This window comes from Acinetobacter sp. YH12086 (assembly GCF_013419345.1).
Classification (GTDB): domain Bacteria; phylum Pseudomonadota; class Gammaproteobacteria; order Pseudomonadales; family Moraxellaceae; genus Acinetobacter; species Acinetobacter amyesii.
In genome coordinates this window covers 1-12,853 of record NZ_VPAF01000012.1, presented here as the reverse complement: position 1 = coordinate 12,853, position 12,853 = coordinate 1, and the positions used below count along the sequence as shown (strand labels likewise).

At 38.0% G+C, this 12,853-nt stretch carries 11 protein-coding genes; 6 read left to right on the top strand and 5 right to left on the bottom strand.

Annotation, left to right across the window (positions count from 1 at the left end; translation table 11 throughout):
- Positions 1-30: 30 nt before the first annotated feature.
- Both FTU29_RS12635 and rubA read right to left on the bottom strand, forming a co-directional pair.
- On the bottom strand, positions 31-1,209 hold the full coding sequence (locus FTU29_RS12635; protein WP_180122189.1) for an NAD(P)/FAD-dependent oxidoreductase: 1,179 nt from the start codon (positions 1,207-1,209) through the stop codon (positions 31-33).
- A gap of 77 nt (positions 1,210-1,286) precedes the next feature.
- Positions 1,287-1,451 carry a rubredoxin RubA gene (rubA, locus tag FTU29_RS12630; RefSeq protein WP_005179369.1) on the bottom strand — a complete coding sequence of 55 codons (165 nt, stop codon included), beginning with the start codon at positions 1,449-1,451 and terminating at the stop codon, positions 1,287-1,289.
- 527 nt (positions 1,452-1,978) lie between these two features.
- Between rubA and FTU29_RS12625 the strand changes: the two genes are divergently transcribed.
- On the top strand, positions 1,979-2,524 hold the full coding sequence (locus tag FTU29_RS12625) for an adenine phosphoribosyltransferase (protein WP_078189930.1): 546 nt from the start codon (positions 1,979-1,981) through the stop codon (positions 2,522-2,524).
- 99 nt (positions 2,525-2,623) lie between these two features.
- On the opposite strand, the gene FTU29_RS12620 is transcribed toward FTU29_RS12625, so the two are convergent.
- Positions 2,624-3,130: a YqiA/YcfP family alpha/beta fold hydrolase gene (locus FTU29_RS12620; protein ID WP_180077258.1), complete on the bottom strand. Its 507-nt coding sequence runs from the start codon at positions 3,128-3,130 to the stop codon at positions 2,624-2,626.
- Positions 3,131-3,590: 460 nt separating this feature from the next.
- Here FTU29_RS12620 and lysS point away from each other — a divergent pair, with 460 nt between their 5' ends.
- Together lysS and FTU29_RS12610 are read left to right on the top strand one after the other, a co-directional pair.
- Positions 3,591-5,117: a lysine--tRNA ligase gene (gene lysS / locus FTU29_RS12615; RefSeq protein ID WP_180122188.1), complete on the top strand. Its 1,527-nt coding sequence runs from the start codon at positions 3,591-3,593 to the stop codon at positions 5,115-5,117.
- A gap of 170 nt (positions 5,118-5,287) precedes the next feature.
- Complete coding sequence (locus tag FTU29_RS12610) at positions 5,288-6,739, top strand: capsule assembly Wzi family protein (RefSeq protein ID WP_180122187.1); 1,452 nt, start codon at positions 5,288-5,290, stop codon at positions 6,737-6,739.
- A 353-nt stretch (positions 6,740-7,092) separates the two neighbouring features.
- Here the strand turns inward: FTU29_RS12610 and trpS are convergent, their stop codons facing one another.
- Complete coding sequence (gene trpS, locus FTU29_RS12605; protein WP_168379231.1) at positions 7,093-8,106, bottom strand: tryptophan--tRNA ligase; 1,014 nt, start codon at positions 8,104-8,106, stop codon at positions 7,093-7,095.
- 202 nt (positions 8,107-8,308) lie between these two features.
- Here trpS and FTU29_RS12600 point away from each other — a divergent pair, with 202 nt between their 5' ends.
- Both FTU29_RS12600 and FTU29_RS12595 read left to right on the top strand, forming a co-directional pair.
- Entirely contained in the window at positions 8,309-9,235 is a 927-nt protein-coding gene (locus tag FTU29_RS12600; protein ID WP_180035351.1) for a DUF808 domain-containing protein, read from the top strand.
- 46 nt (positions 9,236-9,281) lie between these two features.
- Complete coding sequence (locus tag FTU29_RS12595) at positions 9,282-10,187, top strand: neutral zinc metallopeptidase (RefSeq protein WP_180042270.1); 906 nt, start codon at positions 9,282-9,284, stop codon at positions 10,185-10,187.
- Between the two features lie 57 nt (positions 10,188-10,244).
- Here the strand turns inward: FTU29_RS12595 and FTU29_RS12590 are convergent, their stop codons facing one another.
- Positions 10,245-10,802 carry a hypothetical protein gene (locus FTU29_RS12590; protein ID WP_180035352.1) on the bottom strand — a complete coding sequence of 186 codons (558 nt, stop codon included), beginning with the start codon at positions 10,800-10,802 and terminating at the stop codon, positions 10,245-10,247.
- 219 nt (positions 10,803-11,021) lie between these two features.
- On the opposite strand from FTU29_RS12590, the gene FTU29_RS12585 reads away from it, so the two are divergent.
- Complete coding sequence (locus tag FTU29_RS12585) at positions 11,022-12,521, top strand: sodium:proton antiporter (protein ID WP_111884425.1); 1,500 nt, start codon at positions 11,022-11,024, stop codon at positions 12,519-12,521.
- Positions 12,522-12,853 lie beyond the last annotated feature (332 nt).

Genomic DNA, 12,853 nt, shown 5'->3' with positions numbered 1-12,853 from the left:
TTATTATCAGGACGTCCTTGTATTTAAACCTTAAACTGAAGCAGGAATCAAGTCCGGAACCTGCTTAGTCAAAGTTAAGCGTTGCTTCCCAGCAGTTGCACCGAGCAGTACAAATCCACGTAATACGCCATCTTGATCGATCGCACGGGCAATCATGCCATCTTCAAGCTCTTCTGTTTCCCATTGGGTTTCTACATCAATTGGCGCAGGAAGGACAGTTAAAGGTGCAGCAGGTGTTTTAACAGCTACAGGCATGGCAGGATAATGCACTGCGGTATGTTCGCCATTGAGGGTTTTTGCCAAAGCACGCGCTTGTTGCATGATTGGCATCACGTATGGCAGAAGGGTACCATTGACTTCAGCACAGTCACCGACAGCATAGATATCTGCCAAGTTGGTTTCTAAGCTTTTATTGGTTAATACGCCACGACTGGTGTGAATGCCGGCTTGTTTTGCTAAGTTAATCTCAGGCTGTAGACCAATCGCAGACAACACAACATCTGCCACTAAGCTTTGACCATTTGCAAGGCTTACTTGATAGTCACCATTTTCAATACGTGACACTTTGTCGACTGTCGTACCTAAAACGAATTGAATACCCGTTTCTTCTAAATTGCTTTGGAATTTAGCGGCAACATGAGACGGCAGTAGGCGACCCAAAGGTTGCGGAGCTAAATCGACCACCGATACTTTCGCCCCAGTATTTTGGAGGTCGTTGGCAAATTCACAGCCAATCAAGCCTGCCCCTAAAATCACCACACGTTTATCTTCACGTGCTGCAAGCTGTTTACGGAAAGCTTTGTAGTGATCTAAATTGTTGACGACGTGAATGTCTTCACTGCCATCACCCGAAATAGCTAAGCGAATTGGATTTGCGCCGACTGCTAAAACGAGTTTTGAATATAGTTGTGTTTGAGTTCCATTTTGGCTTTCAATAGTAAGCTCATGTTTTGCTGCATCAATGGATTTAACCCAACTCTTATTGATGATTTGCAGATTGAGTTGAGCCGACATTTTTTCGGCATCCCCTAGAGGGATTTGCTCAGGAGTTTTATTACCAACGAGCGCATTGGATAATGTCGGTTTAGCGTAGTTAATGGCATCATCCGCACAGATCATAATAAGTTCTAGTTCAGTATTTAACTTTCGAAATTCACGTGCAACGGCATATCCCGCCATACCAGAACCAATAATGACAATAGGGTGCATACTCAACTCCAAACACATTTCATATTTTTTAAAGACAAAAAAAAGACCATAACGATGATGGCCTTAGATTCTATTTATTAGATTTCAACCATTTCAAAATCTACTTTTGAGACGCCACAGTCTGGGCAAGTCCAATCATCTGGGATATCTTCCCATTTCGTTCCTGCCACGATACCGTCTTGTGGCCAGCCTTCTGCTTCGTCATAAATCCATCCACAAACGATGCACTGATACTTTTTCATTCCATTCTCCAAAAACTGACACAAAATTAAGTCAGTAAATACTTCATAACTGTATAAGTTTATACCTTAAGGTTAATTAGCTTTATACAGTAGACTCTTATGTTAAATTTTTACGCAGTTCTAACGATAAAGTAAAGTGGCTAAGAGTTTAATGAGTGAAATTAAAAGCAGAATGGCAGTGAGGGACAATAAATATCATCAAAACCCCAGATCTGGGAAAAATTGTCTGACAATATTTATGCCTATTGAAAGCTATATTGGAATTCATTTCCGTGAATTGGGTTCTAAATACCGCTTTTTCTATATTCATAGACTAAAGTCTTGCAGAAAAAAACTCTAAAATCTTTTATTTTATGATTAGAAAAATATATATTTGATATTTTTTAAATAAATACAATATTAATAATCAATAACTTATGTAAATTTGCTGTATCTTAAATATGCATTTTAGTCGGGGGTTAGCTGTTCTTTTCTCTCAAATCGCGTTAAAATTCACACATTCCTTCCTTAATTTATTTTCTCCTATTATGAGTAATTCTACTGCTGCGGCATTGTGGTCTAACATTCGTACTGTCCAAGATTTCCCAAAACCAGGAATTTGCTTCTTTGACCTTACGCCGTTATTTATGAATAACATCGAATCGTTAACTGATGCCCTAATTGCAAGTATTCCAGCTGAGCAATTGGCAGAAGTAGATAGCTTTATTGCAGTTGAAGCGCGTGGTTTTGTTTTGGCAAGCTTACTTGCTCAGCGTACAGGCAAAGGTTTGGTGTTGGTACGTAAAGCCGGAAAATTACCACCACCTGTTGTCGGTGTTGGTTATAGCCTTGAATACGGTTTAGATCGTCTTGAAATGTCAGCTGAAATCGAATCACAAAAAGTAATTATTGTGGATGACGTATTGGCGACGGGCGGTACGCTTCGTGCAGTGAAACAATTGGCTGAAAAATGTAAACACCAAGTTTTAGGCGCAAGCATTTTCTTAGATTTGCCTGACTTGCATAAAGATTTAGGACTAAATATTTGGTCTGTTTTAGATGATAAAACACGTCCTGAAGCAGATGCAGCTTAAGCGTCAGTTTTAAAATGTAAAAAGCCTTGTCTATGACAAGGCTTTTTTATGTCTGATAAAAGCGACGTTGCTGCTTAAGGTTAATATTAATATTATGATTTATTTTTTTAAGTAATTTAATTCGAGATGTTGAATTAAATCATTAATATTTTCAGGGCATTGAAGGCGATGATGTCCGCCATCCATGACTTGAACCTGCATATAGTCTTCGAGTTGTTTTTCTGCCTCATACATATCCAAGATTTCATCGCCACGTTCGATATATGCAATTTGTGGAATATCGTTATCCAAATCCATTTCATTGATTGCAGGGTAGTCGTCACGAAAGTCTGGATGCAGACTCGGGTTAGCAATCACACAAGGAATGCGATGAAACAGCGACATTTTCAAAGCCCAGTATGCCCCGAGACTATGACCGACGATGATATCGGGCTTAATGGTTTCAATACTCTCGTGGTAAAAGTCCGCAACAGTTTGAAAATTTAAGTTGCGATAGTCCACTTCAATGCAGAATTTTTGTTTTGCATTGATGGCATGGAACTTCGTAGATTCACGGGAAGAATCCAATCCATGTAAAAACAGAATTTTCGATAAGCAGGAAGTCATTGTTTTTCTACACACTGTTTTCAGACATTTTGGATGTGTTGAATATTTTATTTTTCAACAATTTTATGACTTCATTGTAGAGAGAATTGTCAAAAAGAGAATTTAGCTTTTGGTCTAATTTATAGGCATTTAAAAGACTTTAGTCTTAAAGAAAATAGATTAATAGGTTGAATTAAGTTATTGATATATATTTTAATATATTGATAATTATAAGTATTTTTAAAGCTTTTGGTTATCATCTGATATCATTAAAATGTAGGTTTTCGAGCTTGAGTATTTAATTTTTATCTACTGCACATCTGTAAGGTATGTTCTATGTCTACCTGAAGGTATAACGATTAAAACATCTTACTTCGATAAATTTCTACTTATTAAAAAAATGCGCGCATTGCTTACTGCTCAATTCAAAGGAAATCTGCTATGCTATACAACTTCCGTTTTTTAACTATTTGAGACAGAGATGACGCAACATAACGCTCAATCGACTTCTGAACAAGCCATTTCCGAAAACGATTTAATTGCACAGCGTCATGCCAAGTTAGAGCACATCAAAGAGCACGCCAAGGAAACAGGTGTTAGCCCGTGGCCTAACACATTTAAGCGTGAACACTATGCACAAGACCTACAAGATCAATTCGCTGAAAAATCAAAAGAAGAAATTGAATCAGGCGAAAAGGTTTATGTAAAAGTTGCTGGTCGTGTGATGTTGAACCGTGGTTCATTCATCGTAATCCAAGATATGACTGGTCGTATCCAACTTTATGTACCACGTAAAGAGTTGGATGCTGATGTTCTTGCAACTATTAAAGCACTCGATTTGGGCGATATTATTGCCATTGAAGGTTATATTGGTCGTTCTGGTAAAGGTGACCTTTATGTTCATATTGAACATTTTGAGCTTTTAACCAAATCACTCCGTCCACTTCCAGACAAATTCCATGGTTTGACTGATACTGAAGTTAAATACCGTAAGCGTTATTTAGACCTCATCATGAACGAAGAAACACGTAAAACTTTTGAAATTCGTGCAAAAGTGGTGTCAGGTATTCGTTCATATTTGAGCAATGAGCGTTTCATGGAAGTTGAAACACCAATGATGCATGTGATTCCGGGTGGTGCATCTGCGCGTCCATTCGAAACTCACCACAACGCATTAGATATGCCTTTATTTTTACGTATTGCGCCTGAGCTTTACTTAAAACGTTTGGTCGTTGGTGGTTTTGAGCGCGTGTTCGAAATTAACCGTAACTTCCGTAACGAGGGTGTATCAACACGTCATAATCCAGAATTCACCATGATTGAATTCTACCAAGCATATGCAGACTACAAAGACCTGATGGCTTTGACAGAAAATATGCTTGAAAAATTGGCCATTGACATATTAGGTTCGACTGATGTGCCTTATGGTGATGAAGTGTATAGTTTCAAAGGTCCATTCAAGAAAATTTCGATGTTTGATGCGATTCTTGAACATAACCCAACGTTCACTGCTGAAAATGTATCTGATCGTGAGTTCCTTGCAAACTTCGTTAAAAATGAACTGAAAGAGCAAGTAAAACCTGGTTTTGGTTTAGGCAAACTTCAAACCATCGTATTTGAAGAAACTGTTGAAACAGAACTTCGTCAACCGACATTCATCACAGAATACCCAGCGGAAACTTCACCATTGGCACGTCGTAATGATGAAAATCCACATATTACGGACCGTTTTGAATTCTTCATCGGTGGTCGTGAGTTGGCAAATGGTTTCTCAGAGTTAAATGATCCGATTGACCAAGCTGAACGTTTCCAAGCCCAAGTTGCCGAAAAAGATGCAGGTGATGATGAAGCAATGCATTACGATGCAGACTTCATTGAAGCATTGGAATACGGCTTACCTCCTACAGCGGGTGAGGGTATCGGTATTGACCGTTTGGTGATGTTGTTTGCAAATGCTGCAAGTATCCGTGAAGTGATCTTGTTCCCACATATGCGTCATAAAAACTAATTTAGTTTTTGAAATAAAAAACCCGCTTAATGCGGGTTTTTTATTTTGTATTTTTATTGGACATCTTTACCGAAATGATGAAAAAAAATGAAAGGAGATACAGTTTCGCCCTTGAATAAATGAGTTGAAAAATCTAAGGTGGGCTGTGAATTAAACTTGAGAAAAAGAGCATGTATTTTAGAAAGTCACTCTATGCTGCTGTACTGTTTGGATTATCAGTTCCTGTTTTTGCTCAGGGGATTGTATTAAATAATGAAGAGTTACGCGCAGATTTGAATTGGTTGAATCAGCAAGGCGTTATTCAAATTAGTACCTCAACATGGCCAATGAGTGGTGATGAAATACAGCGAGCTTTAACTTCTGCAAAAGTGATGACACCTGTACAACAAAAAGTATTACAAAGTATTCAAAATAAATTGACTGCCGAAAATGCATTATTAAAAGCAGAATTGTTTGCAGAGTCAGATAAAAATAATTTACCGCAAAATTTTGGTGATCATCAAAAAGCGCAATATCAAGGTGCACTTGAACTCAACGTTGGTGGTGAAAATTGGGATGGTCGTTTACGTGTAAATGCTGAAGATAAACAGCAAATTAATAATGATCAAGATGTAAATGTGGAAGGCTCATACATTGCCGGGAAGCTTTGGAACCAATGGTTAATTGCAGGTCAGATTCCGACTTATTGGGGGCCTGGTCATGATGGTAGTTTAATCCGTGGTGATGCGAGTCGTCCTGTGTACGGTGTTACTGCACAGCGTGCACAACAGAATGCTTTTGAAACACCATGGCTATCATGGATCGGCCCTTGGCAGTATCAAGCTTTTGCTGGACAGTTAGATGATTATTCTGCTATCCCAGATGCAAAACTCATTGGACTTCGACTAACTGCACAACCTACTCCATATTTGGAATTGGGAGCATCACGTTCTATACAATGGGGTGGCGAAGGTCGTCCCGAAAGTTTTAGTTCACTTTGGGATGCCTTTATTGGTAATAAAGATAATGGTGGAACAGGTAAGGCTGATCCATCAAATCAAGTCGCGGGTTTTGATGCGCGTTTGAATTTACAACCACTTGTGCAAGTTCCAGTTAGTCTTTACGGCCAATATATTGGTGAAGATGAAGCAGGTGGTTTACCGGCAAAAAGCATGTATCTTGCAGGTGTTGATTATTCTTCAAGTGTAAATAATATGCCTTATCAACTGTATACTGAATGGGTTGATACTCGAACTAATGGTGATGCCAAAGGCATTTCATACAATCACTCTATTTACACAGATGGATACTATCAGCATGGCTATCCACTTGGTCATGCCTTAGGTGGTGATGCTCAAATGGTTTCAGTGGGTGGGAATATACGTATTGATCCATTAAATCGTCTAAATGGTCGTGTACTTTTTGCAAAAGTTTCTGAAACAGAGCGTGCAGCTTTGAATAACGCAGCATTTCCTGAAAAAGATGAATTGAAAGCTCTAGACTTGACTTGGACACATTATTTACGTCCAGATATACCTTTAAAAATTAATGGTTGGGTGAGTGACTCGGATTTAAATGGTAATGATGGTGGAGCGTCAATTGGAATTGAACTACCATTAGATAAACGTTTATTTCATTACTAATTTATATTCATTTTTAAAATGATGTATTAATTGAAAAGTCCGCTTATAGCGGACTTTTTGATATTGGTTATTGCTAATTTTCAGACAAAAAAATACGCAATGATTGGGGTGTTCATTGCGTATAACAACGAATCTGTTTTCACAGGTTCGGTAAAGGAGAAATGTTATGAATTTAGGTATTCCTAAAACATAAATAGATAATAGAGTGAACGGTCAGTCATTTCATTGGTGTTCACGTTAAGTGATGTTACCTAACGTTAAAACTAAGGAGATTTTGTGAATACCTTCACAAAAAGTGCCTATAAAAAAGCCTTTCACATTGGAAAGGCTTAATTTTATAGAATTTTTTAAATTTAGAAGTGGAATACACCCAGTCCAGATTTAATTTCGTCTAACGTTTGTTGGGTAATATCACGGCATTTATCGGTACCGGTTTTTAAAATATCCATGATGTAGTCAGGATCTTTTTGCAATTCTAAACGGCGTTCACGGATCGGGCCGATCAGCTCTTTTAGTACACCTTCAAGACGCTTTTTCACAGTACCATCGCCTAAGCCACCACGACGATAGTGTTCTTTTAATTCTGCAACAGCTTCTTTATCTGGATCGAATGCATCAAGGTAAGTAAATACGACGTTACCTTCCACTTGACCCGGATCTTCAATACGTAAATGATTTGGGTCGGTATACATTGCATTAACAGCTTTCTTGATATCTTTATCAGTCGCGTCAAGCACAATAGTATTGCCCAAAGATTTAGACATTTTTGCTTTACCGTCAAAACCTGGCAAGCGGCCGACATTAGAGAGTAAAGCTTTACATTCAGGAAGTACGTCACGACCAATTTGACGGTTTAAACGACGAACAATTTCATTGGTTTGTTCAATCATTGGAATTTGGTCTTCGCCCACCGGAACGACAGATGCTTTAAACGCTGTAATATCGGCAGCTTGAGCCACTGGATAGCATAAGAAACCTGCAGGAATGTCACGCTCAAATCCACGCATTTGAATCTCAGATTTGATGGTTGGATTACGCTCTAAGCGAGAAACCGTCACAAAGTTCAAATACAACATGGTCAATTCATTCAATGCAGGTAAGCATGATTGAACGCAAATCGTGGTTTTAGTTGGGTCAATTCCTACAGCAAGATAATCGGTTGCGACTTCAATAATATTGCGACGAACTTTTTCGAAGTTATCGGCATTATCAGTTAAGGCTTGAGCATCAGCTAAAAGAAGATGTTGATGATGCGAATCTTGTAAACCTACACGTGATCGTAAAGAACCTACAAAATGACCTAAATGTAATTGTCCAGTCGGACGGTCGCCAGTCAAAATCACTGGACGATTATCTTGAGTACTCATTATCTGTTCCAAAGTGGTAGTCAAAGCTACGGTTGATTTTCAAAGAATGTCCCCATTGTACGGCATTCTATTTTTGATTGTTACTGACACAGCACAATTGACTGAAAAATGGGTGAATATTTTGTTAATTATTAAAAAACTAAATACAATTTTAGTGTTAAATAGAATTAGAATAATAAAAAATGCCTAAAGGATAAAAATAATGGCGAGTAGCTTATTAATCTTACTTGATGATATTGCAACTGTGCTGGATGACGTTGCTGTCATGAGTAAGATGGCAGCCAAAAAAACAGCGGGTGTCCTTGGAGATGATTTAGCACTGAATGCGCAACAAGTCAGTGGTGTCCGTTCGGATCGTGAACTTCCAGTTGTTTGGTCTGTGGCCAAAGGTTCTTTTGTTAATAAATTAATTTTGGTTCCGGCTGCCTTATTGATTAGTGTGGTTGCACCTTGGTTGATTACACCGCTTTTGATGATTGGTGGTTTGTTCTTATGCTATGAGGGTGTGGAAAAAGTCCTGCATAGTTTGCATCATAAAAAAGCCAAAACAGAAGAAGTTGCTCGTGAAGAGATGACCCATATTGAAACGGATTTGGTGACTTTTGAGAAAGAAAAAGTTAAAGGAGCCATCCGTACCGATTTTATTTTATCTGCTGAAATTGTGGTGATTTCATTAGGTACGGTTGCGACTGCGGCATTTGGGACCAAGGTCATGGTGCTTTCAGTGATTGCAATTTTAATGACTGTTGGTGTTTATGGTTTTGTCGCGATGATTGTCAAAATTGATGACTTAGGACTTTATCTCACTCAACAAGCATCACAATTTAAAAAGACCGTTGGACAAGGTTTGTTAGCATTTGCACCTAAGTTGATGAAGACATTGACCATTGTCGGTACGATTGCCATGTTTTTAGTGGGTGGTGGCATCATTACCCATGGTGTGCCTTTGCTACACCATTTTATTGAAGGCTCTGTAGATTATGCAGAACATATTCCTACAGTTGGCAGTATTGTGGGTGCATTAACACCGACTTTAATTAATTTAGTGACAGGTTTTATTGCAGGTTTAATCGTGCTGTGCGTTGTATTTTTAGTTCAAAAAGTATGGCCAAAGTCGCAAAAGGATTAATCTGTAAACACACGGATATCAACTATTTTATATAAGGAAGATCACTATGCGCTGGAAAGGTCGAAGAGTTAGTTCAAACGTAGAAGACCGTCGCGGTGGTGGCGGTGCAAAAGCGGGTGGTATTAGTATTCTCGGTTTAGTTGTGGCATTTGTTGCGTGGAAATTTTTTGGTGTAGATCCGCAGCAAGCTTATCAGGCGACCAAACAAGTGACTTCACAGGGTCAAACGGCTGAAGTCAAAGGTCTGGATAATCCAACACCGGAACAACAAGAAGCGATGGATTTTGTTGGCACTGTTTTGGCCGATACGGAAGATACGTGGAATACAGTCTTTCAAGAACAGTTAAATGCTCAGTATAAAGCGCCTAAATTGGTTATGTTTAATGGTGTGGTCAATTCAGGTTGTGGTACAGCACAAGCGGCAATGGGGCCTTTTTATTGCCCAGCAGATCAGAAGGTCTATATTGATACTGCATTCTTTAAAGATATGCGTACGCAAATGGGCATCACGGGTGAACAAAATCAAACAGAATTGAGTCGCCAAGATCAGGCGGGTGATTTTGCGCAAGCCTATGTGGTTGCCCATGAAGTTGGACATCATATCCAAACGATTTTAGGCATTTCTGAGCAAGTCCAGCAGGCCCGTGCGCAAGCATCTAAAGCTGAGGGTAATCGTTATTCGGTTATGCAAGAACTGCAAGCAGACTGTTTTGCGGGTATTTGGGCGCATCATAATCAACAGCGTACCCAATTTTTAGAGCAGGGTGATGTAGAAGAAGCGATGGACGCTGCACATAAGATTGGTGATGACTATTTACAGAAAAGTGCAACAGGGCAAGTGGTCCCAGATAGCTTCACGCACGGCACTAGTGAACAACGTATGAAATGGTTCCAGACAGGGTTGAAATCAGGCAATATCAATAGCTGTGATACCTTTAATCAAGCCATTTAAAACAAAAAAGAGGATGCAAAACATCCTCTTTTTTTTCATTGAAAAATAGATTGAAGCTTATTTATTGAGAAATGATCTAAAGTTTCGAACAATACGATAGCTCACATACAAGGCGGCAAATGCAAATAAAGCCACGCCAAAAACTGTATATTTAAGGCTTGAAATATCGTTTTGATAGAACTGTTTTAACTGGGCATCGCTATAGCGTAATTGTTTTTTTTGTCCAGTGCGGCTATTGGTGAAACTCACATTTTGGATATATTGAAATTGTCCGATTTTTAGTAAATCGAGGTGTTGAATTTGTCGGGTGTGTTGCTGATTAAATTCATCGAGACAAATATCTTGTGCATAGTTTTCACAATTCAGTTTGGCAAGATAACCATTATTCGCCAGCATGATAAAAATCGCACGATCTGGTGATTCATTATTGGAGACCAAAACCAATTGTTCTTTGGGTGTTGAATCCAGTGAGATCGTTTTTGCCTGACTAAAATAGTGCTCAGCACGTAAAATTTCCTGTGACTTGCTATAGCAAGTGAGGATCAGGGCCGCAGTAATGATAAAAATCACAGCAGCAAAAAAGAGTCGAAAAACAGTTTTAATAGTCTGATGCATAGGAGAAATCATGTAGATGATGAAAATGCATAAAATCTATGCAGGCTTGCTATGTTAAATGATCTTGATAAAAGATGTGAAAAAAACTGAATTGATACACGGAATTTAGATAAAATTCGTTAGAATATTTTATTTTTAAATACTAAATAATTTGGTATTTATTTTCAAAATACCTATATCTCACTCTGTAGGCGACACAGCACCAAAATTGGGAACGAAATGGGAAATTATTTTTTTCTACAGGTTTTTACCGTTATTTTTGCACTTTCGATTGCAACCACGATTTTTAATAAACGTATCTTGGGCTTTCCACAAGCCATAGGTGTTCCCATTGTTTCTGCAATTTTTGTCTTTATTTTGCAATGGGGCGCAAGCCTGCTCAATGGCAATCAATTTGTGACGATTAATTTGCACAATATTGAAGAGGCCGTTCGTCATATCGACTTTTATGACTTTTTAATTAATGGCGTGATTTGTTTTATTTTGACCTCATCTGCCTTGAAATTTAAAGTTTCAGATTTACGTTTGCATTGGAAGCCTATCAGTATTTTAGCCAGTATTGCCTTGGTGCTTTGTGCGGTGTTTTTTGGTGTTGCTTTATATGGTTATCAGTTCTTAATTGGTCATCATGTTGATTTATTGGTGTTGTTATTATTAGGCGCTGCTTTAGGTGCGACTGACCCAATTGGGGTTAAAGGTGTATTAAGTTCTGTACGTGCGCCACATCATTTGATGGTGAAATTAGAAGGCGAATCGCTCTTTAATGATGCCATGTGTATTGCCGTGTTTATGACCTTACTCAATGTCTTGCAAGGTGAGCATTTTACCGTCATTGGTACGCTTGAAACGCTGTTATATGAAATTGTTGTCGCAGTCATCATTGGTTGGGCATTTGGTTTAGGAATATTACGTTTACTCCGTGGTAAACATGAAATGGAATCCTTGATTTTAACCACAGCGTTGTTGGCAAGTGGTTCTTATCTAGTCGCTTTATTCGCACATGCATCTGCACCAATCGCATGTGTTATTGGTGGTTTGATCGTTGGGAATAAATGGAAAGAAATTCTTCAAGAGCGAGAAATCAGGGAAGTGAATCATTTCTGGCATACCGTGGAAGGAATCATCAATTCCTTTTTATTTACCCTGATCGGTCTTGAGTTATTTATCTTAGATTTAAGTCTTAGCTTGATTTTAGGCGGCATGGTGGCGTTTATTATTTTGCATGCATCGCGCTTTGCAGCAAACTATTTATCTTTCGCATTTTTCCCGAGTTTCCGTAAAAAAAGCTATAACGGTAGTCTTGCGATTTTATCCTGGGGTGGGGTTCGTGGAGGCATTTCATTGGCTTTGATCCTCGCTGTTGCCAATATTCCTGAACTCAGTGAATACAGTAGTATTTTGATTGGATATACATTTATTGCGGTATTAATGTCGGGGCTCGTGTGTGGTCTAGGTTTACCTGCTGTGATGAATGCTTTTTATTACAATCCCAATGAAGAAACCAAAGGCTTTAAAGGTTGGTACCAAAGAATGTGCCATAAAATGAATAAAAAGGGCTTCCAATATATTGTGGGTGAAGATATCCATGGTAATGAAACCATTACGGTTTATAACCCAGAAGCGTTAATAGATACCAAAGCGGATGATGGTGTTGCTGCTGTACATAACCCAGAAAAAGTGCAAGAAGTTCGTCGTTTGGAGAACCCTGAAAACTTCTAAAACTGTTTTGTTTGACTTAAAAAAGGAAATGCTTGAGCATTTCCTTTTTTTATTTATAGTTATGTTTCATCATGGTACATCAAAATGGGGGGAAATTATGACTGGTCATTCATTGGTATTATTGTGACTTACATCACATAAATAAGTGTTTGTTATTACTTGCATAAAGATGGATCTAAAATCTAAATGTATTGATAAAAATATTAAAATATTAAAATATTAAAATATTAAAATATTAAAATATTAAAATATTAAAATATTAAAATATTAAAATATTAAAATATTAAAATATTAAAATATTAAAATATTAAAATATTAAAATATTAAAATAT

Coding starts and splice junctions, on each gene's coding strand:
- FTU29_RS12635 (WP_180122189.1), bottom strand. CDS start 1,209: ATGCACCCTATTGTCATTATTGGTTCTGGTATGGCGGGATATGCCGTT.
- lysS (WP_180122188.1), top strand. CDS start 3,591: ATGACGCAACATAACGCTCAATCGACTTCTGAACAAGCCATTTCCGAA.
- FTU29_RS12620 (WP_180077258.1), bottom strand. CDS start 3,130: ATGACTTCCTGCTTATCGAAAATTCTGTTTTTACATGGATTGGATTCT.
- trpS (WP_168379231.1), bottom strand. CDS start 8,106: ATGAGTACTCAAGATAATCGTCCAGTGATTTTGACTGGCGACCGTCCG.
- FTU29_RS12585 (WP_111884425.1), top strand. CDS start 11,022: ATGGGAAATTATTTTTTTCTACAGGTTTTTACCGTTATTTTTGCACTT.
- rubA (WP_005179369.1), bottom strand. CDS start 1,451: ATGAAAAAGTATCAGTGCATCGTTTGTGGATGGATTTATGACGAAGCA.
- FTU29_RS12590 (WP_180035352.1), bottom strand. CDS start 10,802: ATGCATCAGACTATTAAAACTGTTTTTCGACTCTTTTTTGCTGCTGTG.
- FTU29_RS12600 (WP_180035351.1), top strand. CDS start 8,309: ATGGCGAGTAGCTTATTAATCTTACTTGATGATATTGCAACTGTGCTG.
- FTU29_RS12595 (WP_180042270.1), top strand. CDS start 9,282: ATGCGCTGGAAAGGTCGAAGAGTTAGTTCAAACGTAGAAGACCGTCGC.
- FTU29_RS12610 (WP_180122187.1), top strand. CDS start 5,288: ATGTATTTTAGAAAGTCACTCTATGCTGCTGTACTGTTTGGATTATCA.
- FTU29_RS12625 (WP_078189930.1), top strand. CDS start 1,979: ATGAGTAATTCTACTGCTGCGGCATTGTGGTCTAACATTCGTACTGTC.